Raw genomic sequence first — 14,744 nt, forward strand, 5'->3', positions numbered from 1 at the left:
GACGCGGAAACGCGAAAAGGAGAACGACATGCCTTGGGATCGCAATCAAATGGCGGCACGCGCCGCACTCGAACTGCAAGACGGCACCTATGTGAACCTCGGAATCGGCATCCCGACGCTTGTGCCAAACTTCATTCCCGAGGGCGTGACGGTGACGTTGCAATCCGAAAACGGGATGCTCGGGATGGGACCGTTTCCCATCGAAGGAGAAGAGGACGCCGATCTGATCAACGCGGGCAAACAGACCATCACGGAACTGCCACAGACCTCCTATTTCGATAGTGCCACCTCCTTTGGCATGATCCGAGGCGGCAAGATCGCGATGGCGATCCTCGGTGCGATGGAAGTTGACGAAAAAGGCGATCTGGCGAACTGGATGATTCCCGGAAAGCTGGTCAAAGGCATGGGCGGCGCGATGGACCTTGTTGCGGGTGTGGGCCGTGTGGTGGTGGTCATGGATCACACCAACAAACATGGCGATAGCAAATTGCTCAAAACCTGCACCCTGCCACTCACAGGCAAGGGCGTGGTGGACCGCGTCATCACCAACCTCGGTGTACTTGATGTAGTCGAAGGCGGGTTGAAAATCGTCGAATGCGCCGATGGCGTCACCGAAGCCGAACTGCGGGCGGCAACGGAAGCTACAATCATCGACTGACACCTCGGTTTTCACACTCCTCACATACTCGGCCCCTGCTCATGCGGGGGCCGCTTTGCATAGCACATGATTGTTCATAAAATCGAAACAGCATCATATTCCTGCCCTATTTTGTCTCTAGAAATGCGAGCAATCGAACGACCCTATCGTGGAACGACACCGCCTCATGCCCGCTTCAAACGCTCAACCATCCACCCTTAAGCCCACCTCAGCATGGCGCGACCGCGCTATCATGCTTGGTCTTTTGGCCTTGGTCGTGGTCGGTCTGATCGGGGCGGCTGCGGCGACGGGATGGGATGAAACACTGGCGCAGATTCGCAAACTGTCCCTGTGGCAGGTCGCAGCACTGTTGGGCTTATCCTTGGCCAATTACCTCCTTCGTGGCGTGAGATGGCACCTTTTTGCCCGCCATTTGGGGTTAAACTTGTCCTTTTTCGACAATCTGCGCCATTTCCTTGGCGGCTTTGCCATGACTGTCACTCCGGGACGTTTGGGTGAGCTGGTGCGGATGCGCTGGATCAAACGCGAGACGGGTTGGGCGATGGATCGCACCGCCCCGCTTGTGCTTGTGGACCGTGCCTCTGATCTGGCCGCGATGGCGATCCTGATGGGGGCTGCCTTGCTGTCCTCGGGCACGGCCATTACGGGCGGGCCTGTCGTGACCCTCATGGCCCTTACCGCCGCATTTATCGTCACCCGTCCGCGCCTGTTGGCCACGATCGCCAAGTGGGGCCACCGCGCCACGGGCAAAGCACCTCGTGCCTTTGCACGCGTCCGCCGCGCCGCCCGCTCACTTGATCCCTTTTCGCGGGGCGGCGTGATGTTTGTAGGCTCGGTCTTTGCCCTCTTTGGATGGCTCGCCGAGGGCATCGCCTTTTATCTCTTGCTCGACTGGATGGGCGCAGATGTCTCTGTCGCTACAGCCATCGCCATTTTCCTATTCTCCACACTCGCGGGCGGCCTCACTGGGGCCCCCGGAGGTGTGGGCGGCGCAGAGGCGGCGATGATCGCCCTTCTCGCCATTGAGGGCGTACCGCTCGCCATGTCGGTGCCCGCCACAGCTATTATTCGTTTGACCACACTCTGGTTCGCAATTGCGATTGGTGTCGTGGTCTTTCCCCTCGCAGAACGCAAATCTTTGAAGGTCTCCGATGACTTGGAAAACGCTTGATTACACCGGATGGGGCCGCGCCCGCACCGCCACAGGTGAGGTTGCCCGCCCCGAACGCCAATCCGCGCTCAAACGCATGGTGGCCGAGGTTACCGCCCCCGCCTTTGGGATGCGCCGCTCTTATGGCGACGCCGCTCTCAATGATGAGGGACGTGCCTATGATATGACGCGTCTTGATCGTGTCATCGCCTTTGACGCGGACACGGGTGTGGTCGAGGTCGAGGCGGGTATGCCCATCGGTGACCTTGGGCGCACCTTCGCGGGCAAGGGATGGATTCCCCCCGTCATGCCAGGCACCGGTTTTGCCACCATCGGCGGCTGTATCGCCAATGATGTTCACGGCAAGAACCACCACACGGCGGGCACCTTTGGCCAACACGTCACCGAAATCACGCTGATCCAAGGGGACAAGTCGCGCAAAATCACCGCCAAATCCGCCCCAGATCTATGGCGTGCCACCGTCGGCGGCCTCGGCCAAACTGGTGTCATCGCCTCCGCTAAACTGCAACTCATGCCCTGCAAAGGCGACATGATGGTGCTGACCGAACGCCGCATAGACAGCTTCGACGAATTCCTCGTGGCCTTTGACGACAGCAAAACCGACTACACCGTGGGCTGGATCGACGCGACCGCCAAAGGCGATGCCCTTGGCCGAGGCATTCTCGAAGAGGGCGAAATCACCTCTGGGGTCCATGCCAAGAAAGACAAAACCCGCGCCGTGCCCTTCGACGCACCAAGCTGGGCGCTCTCCGCCCCTATTGTGCGGCTGTTCAACGAGCTGTATTTCCGCCGCGTTCCCGCCAAGGGACGCACGAGCGTGAAGCCGATTTCCGAGCCTTTCTTTCCCCTCGACGCGATTCACAACTGGAACCGCCTCTATGGCAAAAAAGGCTTCAACCAATTTCAATGCGTGGTGCCACTGGATAAAACTGGTTGTCTGCGCATCATGTTGGAACGCATCGCCAACTCCGGCCTCGCCTCTCCGCTCGCTGTGCTCAAAAAGATGGGCGCGGGACGTGGTGGCTATATGTCCTTCCCGATGGAAGGTTATACGCTTGCCGTCGACTTCCCCAACCGCCAAGGATCAGAATTCCTCATTCAGGAACTGACCGATCTGGCCCGTGACGCGGGCGGAAGGATTTATTTCGCCAAGGATGGAGTCGCGACAGCAGAACAAATCGCAGGCATGTATCCCGATCACGCCAAATGGGCAAAGGCCGTGAACAAGGCTGATCCCGACCGCGACCTCGAGACAGACATCGTGCGCCGCCTGAGCCTGCGCGACCCACAGGAGACAGCGCAATGAACACCACTTGGATCATACTAGGTGCCACCTCGTCGATGGCACGCGCACTCAGCCGCAAACTCGCCGCACAGGGTGCGACCGTATTGCTCTGCGGTCGCGACATGGACGACCTCACCGCCAGTGCCGCCGATTGTGTCGCCCGTGGGGCCACCGCCGCCGAAGCCTTGGCCTTTGATGCGCGCAAAACCGAGACCTTTGCGCCGATCATTGAACGGGCCGCATCCGAGGAAGGCGAAATCAACTGTGCTGTCTTCGTCGGCTCCATGCCCGCCCAAGAGGCCATTGATGCCGACCCGTCCCTGATTGAAGGCGTCATCCAAGACAGCCACACAGGCCCCGCCACCTTCTTGCAAATGCTTGCCCCCGAACTCGAAGAGCGCGGGCAAGGCACGGTTGTGGGCGTGGGATCGGTTGCGGGCGACCGTGGTCGCATCGGCAACTATGTCTACGGCTCTGCGAAAGCGGGCTTTGCCATCTACCTGTCGGGTCTGCGCAATCGCCTGACCCGCGCGGGTGGCCATGTTGTCACCGTCAAGCCAGGGTTCGTGGACACCGCCATGACATGGGATGTCGATGGCATGTTCCTCGTCGCTCCCCCCGAAAAGGTGGCCGATGACATTCTCAAAGCGGTGAAGAAGAAAAAGAACGTGATCTACACGCCGTTTTTCTGGCGCTACATCATGCTGATCATTCGTCACATCCCCGAAGCGATCTTTAAAAAGATGAGCATCTAACGCCGCGAAATCGACGATACCTTATACGAGAGACAGAAGGGGCGCCCGATGTGGCGCCCTTTTGCTATTCGCTCCTGATGGCGTTGGTGGCAAACACGCAGCCATCCGAATACAGATCGGGCGGCGTCACGCACAGCCTGCGCGCCACCTGCCATGCCGCAAGCACCTTAGGTACATAAGCTCGTGTTTCGGCAAAGGGCGGCGGTCCCTTATATTTGCTGACCGCATTCTCACCGGCATTATAGCCCGCAAGAGCAATCGCCAAATCCCCGTTAAAATGCGTGAGCAGCCAATCGAGGTAGGCAATGCCCCCTTTGATGTTCTGTGATGGATCAAGAGCGTCCGTGACCCCAAATCGCTCCGCCGTTGCGGGAATCAACTGCATCAAGCCCTGCGCCCCTGCCCCGCTTTGCGCATCCGCTTTGCCCGCGCTTTCCACCGCCATGACGGCCAGAGCCAAGGCAGGGCTGACCTTGGTGCCAATAGAGTGAATGAGCAAATCGGTGCCATAGGAATTGGCGATATCCGTAATGTTCTGGAAAGACGGTTTGGACAGGCCCACAGCTTCAGGGGCTTCGAGCGCCTTAAGAGCGAGGGCAAACCGCTCGGGGGCAGCGCCGCCCACATCGTGGGGCACCGCGTTCCAGAACCAGTCCTGGAGATCGGCAGGTTCCTCGGGATCGGCATTCACCTGCACGGTATTGGAGGTAGCCTCCGTCCTGACGCCTTTCTGACGTGCAATATCCTCAGGGCGGATTTGAACCGTGATCCGCTTGGAGGTGCCACTCGTGGGCACACCAATTCGCTTTGGCGTCACCTTGCCCCATGCAGGCGTGGTCGTCACAGTCTTGCTGCCAAGTTTTTTGGGTACAATCGGCCCCCCGGTCTCTTGACCGTAAGCGGGAGCGAACAGGATGGCGCAACTGCAAAGGCAGACGACATGGGCGATACGCGAAGAGATGCGAGGAAATGACAAGAATCTGAACCTAACTGCTCGATGGGGCCACGTTTGATCGGGCCTGTTTGTTGCAGAATTGCAAAAAACGCGCCTTCAGGCCAGTGATTAGAAGCTTTTTGCGATCAATAGAATTTTGATATTAACCCAACTTTTACCGCTAAAGTAAAATTTTTAAAAATGGTTAAGATTTTTTATTGAAATATTTCAATAACTTAACCAAATTATCCGCGAAAAACTTAACTGATCCAAAAACGTACCATTGCTGCCCAACTCTCGCCCCAGTTCGGGGGCCATATAGCCACATCGAAACGCAGACAGCGACACATCGGCAAGGGAAACGCCGACGCTGAAGCGCCAAGACGTGGAAATGAAATCAAACGACCCTAGGAGGGAATACTATGAAATTCTTCAAACTCGCAAACCGCTTTAACCGTGACGAAGATGGCGCCGTAACCGTGGACTGGGTCGTTCTGACCGCCGCAGTTGTTGGCCTCGGCGTTGCAGTTCTTTCGACCGTTGCAGGCGGCACGAAATCGCTCGGATCCAAAATCTCCACCGACCTTCAGTCGCGTACTGTTCAGTCCTACGTCGACTAATTCACACACACTTCTTATCTAAGGATCAAAAACATGAAATTCTTCAAGCTCTCAAACCGCTTTAACCGTGACGAAGATGGCGCTGTAACTGTTGACTGGGTCGTTCTGACTGCCGCAGTTGTTGGCCTCGGCGTTGCTGTTCTTTCTACCGTTTCGAAAGGCACGAAATCGCTCGGTTCCAAAATCTCTACCGACCTGCAATCTCGTACGGTTCAGTCCTACGTCGACTAAAGCGTTGGTTAAGGCATTCGCCTTACCATCTCGAGCCGCAAGGTTCGGACTCAAGACACCAAAGCCGTGCCCCAAGGGGCGCGGCTTTTACCCTTTTCATAGTCCCATGGTCCTAAATTGCCGAAGCGCACCAATGAGTGGTTTTGATCTCGATTGTCCAAAAATCCTTATCGGTGCCGCGACATGACCACTGACTTGCCACATTTCAAATGAATATTGGCCCGGAACGCTCGTGGCTTTCAAACGAAGCCCTAAGCAAGAGGAAACACACATGCGTCTTATATTTGGTCTTGTTTTTGTTATCGGCATGGCTCTCGCTGGCTTTGCTGTCCATATGACCCGCGGATATATGTCGACCTATCAGGCAGAACTTGCCGCCGAACGGGCAAACCGCGCCCAGATCGTTGAGACTGAGGACATATATGTCCTAACCGACAGTGTCAGCTATGGCGATGCGGTCACCATCGACAACGTAAAGACAGTTCGTTGGCCAAAAGAAAGTCTGCCTAAAGGCGTGTTCCGCACCGAGGAAGAGCTGTTTCCACAAGGGACAGATACCCCTCGCATTGCTTTACGGGGTATTGAGGCGATGGAGCCGATCTTGGCTGTAAAAGTCACCGAACCCGGTGAAGACGCGGGCGTCGCTGCCCGCCTTGGCCAGGGGATGCGCGCATTCGCAATCTCCGTGAACGTCTCCACAGGGGTGTCGGGCTTCTTGCGCCCAGGTGACCGTGTTGACGTGTACTGGACAGGCCGCGTGCCTGGCTCTCAAAGCGACGTGACAAAACTCATTCAGTCCTCCATCCCTCTCGTCGCTGTCGACCAAACATCTGACGGGGAACGCCAGTCACCAACCATCGCGCGCACAGTGACTGTCGAAGTGACCCCTGCCCAAGTCGCCATCTTGGCACAGGCTCAATCCTCTGGTCGCCTCTCCCTCGCACTGGTCGGGCGCGACGACCAGACAAAGATCGGAGCCGTCCAAGTCGACCAAAACGCTCTATTAGGCATCGAAGAGCAAGTGGTTGTGGAAGCAGAACGCGCTCGCGTCTGTACCGTGCGCACCCGCAAAGGCGCCGAAATTATCGAAATGCCAATTCCATGCAATGATTAAGCACAAGGCAACCGAACTAAACCATAAGGCGGCTCACCTCTCAGGTGCGTCGCCTTTTCAATAGGTTAATGCGCTAATACTTGCACAAATCAAACAGCCTCAATTTGTGATCTGTGCCCAATTCACATCACCAAACACCTCCAACAGATTGATTCTTGCAAAAAATCGCCGTTTGACGCATGTTGTCTTCAATCGGGGCGCTAGACCCCACTTTTTGAGGCGTGGTCACAGAGGCAGGATCACATGAAAATGATGAATATATTTAGAGCAGCTCTCCTTGGCTGTGCTGTAATTGGCGCAACCCCACATGGAGCTTTCGCAGACAAACTTCGTGTCATGACAGGCGCGCCGTCAGGCACGCTCAACGTTCCGATGAACCGGGCAGTCGTGGTCGAAAGCGATGAACCGTTCGCCGAGATCTCGGTGGCGAACGCGGAAATTGCGGACATCTCGACCTTATCGGATCGCTCGATCTACGTCCTTGGTCGTGCACCTGGTCGTACGACCATGACCCTTTTGTCCCCTGATGGCTCGTTGATCACCAACGTGCAAATTCAGGTCACACCCGACATTACAGAATTCAAAGAGCGCTTGCGCCAGATCATGCCCGGTGAGGGGATCGAAGTGCGCACCGCCAATGACGGTATCGTCCTATCCGGTATCATCTCGTCGGTAACGCGGATGGAACGCGCGGTCGAATTGGCTGAACGCTACGCCCCTGGCCGCGTATCCAACCTGCTGAATATCGGCGGCACACAGCAGGTCATGCTGAAAGTGCGCTTTGCCGAAATGGCGCGCTCGGTCTCGAAAAACCTTTCCTCCTCGGTAGGGTTTCTCAACGACATCAACGTCATCGACCCGGCAACGGGTGCAATTGATCCCTCAACCAACTGGAGCGGTGGATCAACCGGAACAATGCTAAGCAATGGCCTCACAGGGCCGCTCAATGCAAAAGAGGACGCGCTCGGCGCAATCAAATTTGGCGGCTCCTTGGGGGGTGTCGAATTGGCCGTGGTTCTCGAAGCCATGGAACAAAAAGGCGTTGTCCGCACCTTGGCAGAGCCCAACCTCACGGCCCTTTCGGGTCAACAGGCCAAGTTCCTTGCAGGTGGCGAATACCCCATCCCCGTTCAAACGGAAGATGGCATTGCTATCGAATACAAGCCCTTCGGTGTCGAACTTGAATTCATTCCCCGTGTGGTGAATGGCGATCAGATCAACCTCGAATTGAAAGCCGCCGTTTCGGGCATCGACAGCACAGTGAACTACTCCTCCAACGGCTTCTCACTCAACTCGTTCAAACGCCGCGAGGCCTCCACAACGGTTGAAATGCGTGATGGTCAGAGCTTTGCTATTGCAGGCTTGTTGCAAGATGACTTCCAAGACCTCAACGGTCAGGTGCCGTGGCTCGGTGATATCCCCGTTCTCGGCGCGCTTTTCCGCTCGATGGATTATCAACGCGCTCAGTCAGAACTGGTGATTATCGTGACCCCACACCTCGTTTCGCCAACATCGGGTGCCGCTCTGGCCCTACCAACGGATCGCGTACGTATCCCGACCGAGGCAGAGATGTTCCTCTTTGGCAAAACATTCGGCGGCAACACCAAACCCCAATCGGGCGGTGCTGGCGAAGTGGCGAAACAGGACTTCCAAGGGTCCTACGGCTACGTGATGGAGTAATCAGATGCGTGTCACGACAAAATCAGCTCTCGCGGCGTCGGCCCTATTGGCGCTTTCCGCCTGCTCCGATTCCAAAGCATTCTCCGGCTTTTACGAAGAGGCAGGTGGCTACCTAAATGCCGGTCAATTCGGCAACGCAACAATGAACAACACGTTGGTTCAAAACGGCGAACTCCAATACGCCGTGAACCTGAACGAGCGTTTCGCCGCTGCGGTGCCAACGACGGTGAACTTCGCGTTCAACTCCGCGGTTCTGGACGCGGAATCGCGCGCTGTGATCCGCCGGCAAGCCCATTTCATCGCTCAATTCCCAGAAGTTCGCTTCCGCGTTTACGGTCACACCGATCTGGTTGGCTCGAACAGCGCGAACAAACGTCTCGGATTGCGCCGAGCTCAAGCGGTCGTCAACGAGTTGGCCCGCAACGGGATTTCCAAATCGCGTCTCGAAGCAATGGTGTCCTACGGAGAGACACAACCCATCGTCGTCACCGAAGCCGCAGAACGCCGCAACCGTCGTACTGTGACAGAAGTGTCGGGATTTGTGCAAAGCAATCCAATTGTGATGGACAGCCGCTATGCCGAGATTATCCACCGCGAATATATCGAAAGTGCCACGGCACCGTCCGATTTGATCGCATTCGGTGAGGAACAAACGGAATAAATTATCAACAATGTTCTGAAATAGCGAATTATTACGCGATTTCGGCCCCATTGTTGCCCACTTTCCCCGTCACCTTCTTCTTATTGGGAGCAGTATGTTCGACAGCCGAGTCGGACTGCGCGCCAAAGGAAAGGGTGGCGGTTTTCATTTGAAAATCAATGCACTCGTCCTTTCGGCGCTCCGAGACAAAGAAGGACGCAGGCAATGACGAGTGAAACTGCATTGCAGACAGATGCACCCCTGGTGGCATGTACCATCAGTCGAGATGTGCAAAACTTCGATCTCCTGATCGAAGACATGGAAGATGCACTGGGCGAAGCCTGGGGTGATCTTTCGTTTGAGGACGCACGCCTATTTTTCCGCCAACCCGACAGCGGTAGTCTCAAATTCGTGGCCGTGGCCATTGATCAAGAAGACGAAGCCGTCTTGGCAATGGTTGCCGATTTGATCAAAGCGGCCAAAGCACAGGGCGTGAAGGTCATTTTGATCGCTGACGAAGTGTCGCCAATGGCGCTGCACCAATTATTGCAGCTGGGCGCTGAGGACTTCATCCCCTACCCGCTCCCCGAAGGAGCGCTTGGCGAAGCGATTGAGCGCCTTGATCGTCCTGAAGTAGCTCCCGCAGTCGAGTTCATAGATACATCCGCCGGTCAGCTTTATGGCAAGTCCAAAAATGACCGAAACGGCGTTGTCCTACCGGTGCAAGCCGTATGCGGTGGCGCAGGTGCGACCACCTTTGCTGTGAACCTCGCATGGGAATTGGCCAATATCGAGAAGAAAGATCCACAGCCCCGCGTTGTGTTGATCGACCTGAACTTGCAATATGGATCGGTCTCAACCTATCTCGATCTGCCGCGCCGCGAAGCCATTTATGAGCTCTTGACCTCAACCGAACTGATGGATGACGACAGTTTCCGTCAGGCCTTGGTCGAGTTCAACGATACCCTTTCTGTGATGACCGCGCCGCCAGATTTGTTGCCGCTGGACTTTATCAACAGCGAAGACATTGAACGCCTTCTTGCGATGGCAAAGTCGCAATTCGACTATGTGATCGTGGATATGCCAACAACTTTGGTCAACTGGACCGAAGCGGTTTTGAACGCGTCCGAGTTCTATTTCGTGCCCTTTGAACTGGATCTTCGCTCTGCGCAAAACATCATGCGCCTGCGCACCGCGCTTCAGGCCGAAGACCTGCCATGGGAAAGACTACGGTTCTTGTTGAACCGTGCGCCCAAAGGCATGGACCTGACTGCAAAATCGCGGATCAAACGGCTCTCCGAGAACCTTGAAATCGCCATCGACGTGCAACTCCCCGACGGAGGAAAGATCGTCCGCGAAGCCTGCGACCAAGGTTTGCCACTCGCATTGGAAGCCGCCAAGTCCCCGCTTCGCAAAGAAATTATGAAGCTTGCAGCCTCGTTGCACGCCCACAAAGCCGAACATCTGGAAGCCGCCGAATAAGGCTGCCCACTGTACCTGAGGATTAACGAGCATGTTTTCGAGATACAAAAAAAGCGACACTGCGAAGGCACAACCCGTGGCCACAAAAGCCACTCCCGTGCCTCCTCCCGCCGCTCCAGGAGCCGCCCCCCAAAAGGTAGCGGTCTCCCGTCGTGACAATTCCCGACCCGCGCAGGTTGTCCCCGCAGACAAGGAATTGAAGCGCAAGGAACGTATCTCCGACATCAAAGTCGAGATGCACAAACGCCTCCTCGAAGACCTCAACCTTGCCGCCCTTGAAAAGGCTCCAGAGAAAGAGTTGCGCGCAGAGATTTCGGCCATCACCGCCGAAGCTCTGACCGATCTTGGCATGGTGCTCAACCGCGAAGAGCGTGCGACACTAAACCAGAACCTCTACGACGAGGTGCGCGGCCTTGGCCCGCTCGAGACACTTTTGAAAGACGACACGGTCAACGATATTCTCGTCAACGGCCCGCAACAGATTTTCGTTGAGCGCGACGGGAAATTGCAACTTACTGATATTACATTCAAAAACGAAAAGCACCTACTCCGCATCATCGACAAAATCGTCTCCGCTGTGGGTCGCCGCGTTGATGAAAGCAACCCCTACGTTGACGCCCGTCTTGCCGATGGTTCGCGTTTCAACGCGATGGTGCCGCCTGTGGCCGTGGATGGCTCGCTCGTCTCCATTCGTAAGTTTAAAAAAGAGAAGCTGTCGATCGACGACCTCGTGCGTTTCGGCGCCTTCACCGAAGAGATGGCGGTCTATCTACAAGCCGCCGTGTCCACCCGCCTCAACGTCATTGTGTCTGGCGGTACAGGCTCCGGTAAAACGACAACGCTCAACGCGCTCTCGTCCTTCATCGACAACGATGAACGTATCCTGACGATCGAAGACACCGCCGAACTTCAACTCCAACAGACCCACGTGGGCCGGATGGAAAGCCGCCCCGCCAACGTTGAGGGCAAAGGCGCCGTTTCACAGCGCGATTGTTTGAAAAACGCCCTGCGTATGCGTCCTGACCGCATCATCGTGGGGGAGACCCGTGGCGAAGAAGTCATCGACATGTTGCAGGCCATGAACACAGGCCACGATGGCTCCATGACCACAATCCACGCCAACTCGGCGCGTGATGGTGTGTCGCGTCTTGAAAACATGATCGCGATGGCCGGGATTGAGATGCCGCTCAAAGCCGTGCGATCACAGATTTCATCGGCTGTGAACCTCATCGTGCAGGCCTCGCGTCTGCAAGATGGTTCACGTCGCATGACCTCGATCACCGAGATCACGGGCATGGAAGGAGACGTTATCTCCATGCAGGAGGTCTTCCGCTACCAGCGCACGGGTCTCACCCCCGACAATAAGATCATCGGCCATTTCACGGCCACCGGTGTGCGCTCCCACTATTCCGAGCGGTTCCGCATGTGGGGCTACGATCTGCCTGCATCGCTGTTTGAACCCACAAAACTCTCTTAAGACACGTAAGGAAACCCCATGGTCCTCTCTATTGAACCAATCATCTACGGGATCGTCTTCGTCGCGGTACTCCTGCTTGTCGAAGGCATCTACCTAACCATTTTCGGCAAGAGTATCTCGCTGAATTCAAAGGTGAACCGCCGTTACGAATTGCTCGAAAAAAACGGTGATCGCGAACAGGTTCTCAACCAGCTCCGCAAGGAAATGGGTCAACACCTGCGCTCACGCCAGATCCCGCTCTATTCCATCCTCGCCGAGAAGGCGCAAAAGGCCAATATCGCCTTTACCCCTTCTCAGCTGTTGATGCTGATGGGGTTTCTGGGTGTGATTGCCTTTGTCGGCCTGACCATCGGCACCGCCACCTCCGTACCGGTACGCGCGTTGGTCTCTGTGGTGATCGGTGTTGGCGCGGTCTTTGTCTGGATCAACGGCAAAGCCAAAAAACGCCTGGCGATGATCGAGGAGCAATTGCCCGATGCCGTGGAATTGATGGTGCGCTCGCTGCGCGTCGGCCACCCTTTTGCGAACGCGCTCAGCATTGTCGCCAAAGAAGTCCCCGACCCTCTTGGCACCGAAATGGGCGTTATCTCTGACGAAAGCGCCTATGGACGTGACGTTGGTGAAGCCCTCAAAGATATGGCCGAACGCCTTGATATGCAGGATTTGCGCTTCCTCGCTGTGGCCGTGTCCATCCAACAGCAATCGGGCGGCAACCTTGCCGAGGTACTCGATGGCTTGGCGAAGGTGATCCGCTCACGCTTCAAACTGTTCCGCCGCGTGAAAGCCATCACGGCCGAGGCCCAATGGTCAGGTAAATTCCTGTCGGGCTTCCCGCTTGGTGCGCTGATCCTGATCTCGGTCGGCAAACCCGACTACTACGACACGGTGAAAGACACAGCCGCCTTTATTCCTGCCGCTTTGATCGTTGCGGGCTTCCTCGTCGCCAACATCTTCGTGATGAAAGCCCTCGTTAACATCAAGGTCTAAGCAGACCCTAATACGGCCTTCACGGCCGACGACCAGACACGGCCGAAACGGCCACACAAGGATAGAACCCATGACGGATCTTTTCACACAACTGCTCGGAGAAGAGCTTGGCCCCTTTGGTCCGCTGATTTTAATCGGCGTGCTTGGAACAGTTATGGTCCTTGGCGCATTGATTATGCTGATGAACAAGCGGCGCGACCCGTTTGATCGTCTCAAGGACTCAAGCCACAGCAAGTCCTTTGACGCCAAAGGCGTCAAACTGCGCGACAACAAGAAGGGCGACAAACTCGAAAAATATGCCGCCTTCCTCGAGCCGCAAAACGAAGAAGAATACTCCGCCGCCCAGTTGACGCTGATCCAAGCGGGCTACCGTGGGAAAAACGCGGTCCGGATGTATCACTTCTCGCAATTTGCTCTGGGCCTGAGCCTGTTGGCGGTTGGTGTGGTCCTCGCGCTCATCAAAAGCTCGACACAGGAGCTCAGCACCCAAGCGATGATCATGCACATCGTCCTTCCCGGCGCTGTGGGCTATTACTTCCCTAAGTATTGGGTGACGCGCCGCGTCGAGACCCGCAAAGAGGAAATCACCAATGGTTTCCCCGACGCACTCGACCTCATGCTCGTCTGCGTTGAGGCAGGTCAATCGCTCGATCAGGCGATCATCCGCGTGGCCAAGGAAATCCGCTCAGGGTTTCCCGCTCTGGCAGACGAGTTTGAAATCGTCAGCTATGAGATCAAAGCGGGTAAGGACAAGGTCAACGTTCTCAAAGATATGGCCGAACGTGCAGGCGTTGCTGACGTGGCCTCCTTTGTGACCGTGTTGATCCAATCGCAGGCCTTCGGGACGTCAATTGCCGATGCCTTGCGTGTGTACGCAGCCGAAATGCGTGATAAACGCGTAATGCGCGCCGAAGAGGCCGCAAACAAGTTGCCTACCAAGATGACCCTTGCCACAATGATGCTCACAGTGCCGCCGCTGTTGATCATTCTAATCGGCCCGTCGGTCTATGACATCTACACGCTGCTCAACACGACATCGTTCTAAAATCGGGTCGTGGCGCGGCAAAACGAGCAAGGACATCTCTACATGCCGCGCCGCCCGACCCGTCTATCTTTCGTTGCCGCTCTTTGCGCCGCAACCCTGTCTTTGGCCGCCTGTAACACGGGCGGCCTTCACCCGCTAAAAGATGGCCCCTACGCCCCCAGTGGAGTTGGGCGCGCGGGCGACACCGTGGACGGGCTTTTGGTCGGGCACCGTTTGATGGAAGCGGGCGAATACGAGCTTGCCCTCAAATCCTATTACCGCGCCGCAGGCGAACAGGGCGTCACCGTGGATACCCTCTCCGCTATTGGCTCCGCCAACCTCAAACTGGGGCGATTGGGTCAGGCTGAAAGCATCCTGCGCCGTGCCACGGATATGGACGAAACCTTTGTCCCCGCGTGGAACAACTTGGGCGTCGTTTTGATGGAGCGCGGCAATTACGGGGAGGCCGAACGGGTCTTTCGCATCGCATTTGCCCTTGATAGTGGCCAATCTGCCGACATTCGCGACAATTTACGCTTGGCGCTCGCCAAAATCGAAAACCCCGCTTATATTGATGAAAACGAGAGTGATTTCGCTTTGGTGCGTCGTGGCACGGGGGACTATCTCCTACTGGCACGCTAGGTGGACCGCGGGGACAACCCCGATCTGTGGCAACAACGACCCGA

Annotated in this window: 15 protein-coding genes; 14 read left to right on the forward strand and 1 reads right to left on the reverse strand. The window is 56.3% G+C overall.

Annotation, left to right across the window (positions count from 1 at the left end; all coding sequences use genetic code 11):
* Positions 1 to 28: 28 nt before the first annotated feature.
* The 4 genes from ACN0TS_RS03610 to ACN0TS_RS03625 all read left to right on the forward strand — a co-directional run bounded on the left by ACN0TS_RS03610 (position 29) and on the right by ACN0TS_RS03625 (position 3,869).
* A complete protein-coding gene (locus ACN0TS_RS03610) occupies positions 29 to 658 on the forward strand; it encodes a 3-oxoacid CoA-transferase subunit B (protein ID WP_417257936.1) in 630 nt (209 codons plus the stop codon).
* A 166-nt stretch (positions 659 to 824) separates the two neighbouring features.
* A complete protein-coding gene (locus ACN0TS_RS03615; RefSeq protein ID WP_417257937.1) occupies positions 825 to 1,829 on the forward strand; it encodes a lysylphosphatidylglycerol synthase transmembrane domain-containing protein in 1,005 nt (334 codons plus the stop codon).
* Positions 1,810 to 3,135, forward strand: a complete 1,326-nt coding sequence (locus ACN0TS_RS03620; RefSeq protein WP_417257938.1) for an FAD-binding protein — start codon at positions 1,810 to 1,812, stop codon at positions 3,133 to 3,135. The genes ACN0TS_RS03615 and ACN0TS_RS03620 overlap by 20 nt, the downstream gene beginning before the upstream one ends.
* Entirely contained in the window at positions 3,132 to 3,869 is a 738-nt protein-coding gene (locus ACN0TS_RS03625; protein ID WP_417257939.1) for an SDR family oxidoreductase, read from the forward strand. The genes ACN0TS_RS03620 and ACN0TS_RS03625 overlap by 4 nt, the downstream gene beginning before the upstream one ends.
* Positions 3,870 to 3,933: 64 nt before the next feature.
* Here the strand turns inward: ACN0TS_RS03625 and ACN0TS_RS03630 are convergent, their stop codons facing one another.
* On the reverse strand, positions 3,934 to 4,713 hold the full coding sequence (locus ACN0TS_RS03630) for a lytic transglycosylase domain-containing protein (RefSeq protein WP_417257940.1): 780 nt from the start codon (positions 4,711 to 4,713) through the stop codon (positions 3,934 to 3,936).
* A 512-nt stretch (positions 4,714 to 5,225) separates the two neighbouring features.
* On the opposite strand from ACN0TS_RS03630, the gene ACN0TS_RS03635 reads away from it, so the two are divergent.
* The 10 genes from ACN0TS_RS03635 (at position 5,226) to ACN0TS_RS03680 (ending at position 14,700) form a co-directional block, all read left to right on the forward strand.
* The gene (locus tag ACN0TS_RS03635) at positions 5,226 to 5,423 is read left to right on the forward strand and encodes a Flp family type IVb pilin (protein ID WP_417257941.1); all 198 of its coding nucleotides are present in this window, start codon (positions 5,226 to 5,228) and stop codon (positions 5,421 to 5,423) included.
* A 33-nt stretch (positions 5,424 to 5,456) separates the two neighbouring features.
* Complete coding sequence (locus ACN0TS_RS03640; protein WP_417257942.1) at positions 5,457 to 5,654, forward strand: Flp family type IVb pilin; 198 nt, start codon at positions 5,457 to 5,459, stop codon at positions 5,652 to 5,654.
* A gap of 271 nt (positions 5,655 to 5,925) precedes the next feature.
* A complete protein-coding gene (cpaB, locus tag ACN0TS_RS03645; RefSeq protein ID WP_417257943.1) occupies positions 5,926 to 6,768 on the forward strand; it encodes a Flp pilus assembly protein CpaB in 843 nt (280 codons plus the stop codon).
* A gap of 243 nt (positions 6,769 to 7,011) precedes the next feature.
* A complete protein-coding gene (locus ACN0TS_RS03650) occupies positions 7,012 to 8,448 on the forward strand; it encodes a type II and III secretion system protein family protein (protein WP_417257944.1) in 1,437 nt (478 codons plus the stop codon).
* 4 nt (positions 8,449 to 8,452) lie between these two features.
* Positions 8,453 to 9,109, forward strand: a complete 657-nt coding sequence (locus ACN0TS_RS03655; protein ID WP_417257945.1) for an OmpA family protein — start codon at positions 8,453 to 8,455, stop codon at positions 9,107 to 9,109.
* 204 nt (positions 9,110 to 9,313) lie between these two features.
* Complete coding sequence (locus tag ACN0TS_RS03660) at positions 9,314 to 10,570, forward strand: AAA family ATPase (protein WP_417257946.1); 1,257 nt, start codon at positions 9,314 to 9,316, stop codon at positions 10,568 to 10,570.
* A gap of 31 nt (positions 10,571 to 10,601) precedes the next feature.
* Entirely contained in the window at positions 10,602 to 12,047 is a 1,446-nt protein-coding gene (locus ACN0TS_RS03665) for a CpaF family protein (protein ID WP_417257947.1), read from the forward strand.
* 18 nt (positions 12,048 to 12,065) lie between these two features.
* Entirely contained in the window at positions 12,066 to 13,034 is a 969-nt protein-coding gene (locus ACN0TS_RS03670) for a type II secretion system F family protein (RefSeq protein WP_417257948.1), read from the forward strand.
* Between the two features lie 70 nt (positions 13,035 to 13,104).
* Positions 13,105 to 14,079, forward strand: a complete 975-nt coding sequence (locus ACN0TS_RS03675; RefSeq protein ID WP_417257949.1) for a type II secretion system F family protein — start codon at positions 13,105 to 13,107, stop codon at positions 14,077 to 14,079.
* 42 nt (positions 14,080 to 14,121) lie between these two features.
* Positions 14,122 to 14,700 (forward strand): tetratricopeptide repeat protein, encoded by a 579-nt coding sequence (locus ACN0TS_RS03680; protein WP_417257950.1) that lies wholly within the window; start codon positions 14,122 to 14,124, stop codon positions 14,698 to 14,700.
* Positions 14,701 to 14,744: the final 44 nt, after the last annotated feature.

The sequence above is a fragment of the Celeribacter sp. genome, assembly GCF_048266405.1.
Taxonomy (GTDB): Bacteria; Pseudomonadota; Alphaproteobacteria; order Rhodobacterales; family Rhodobacteraceae; genus Celeribacter.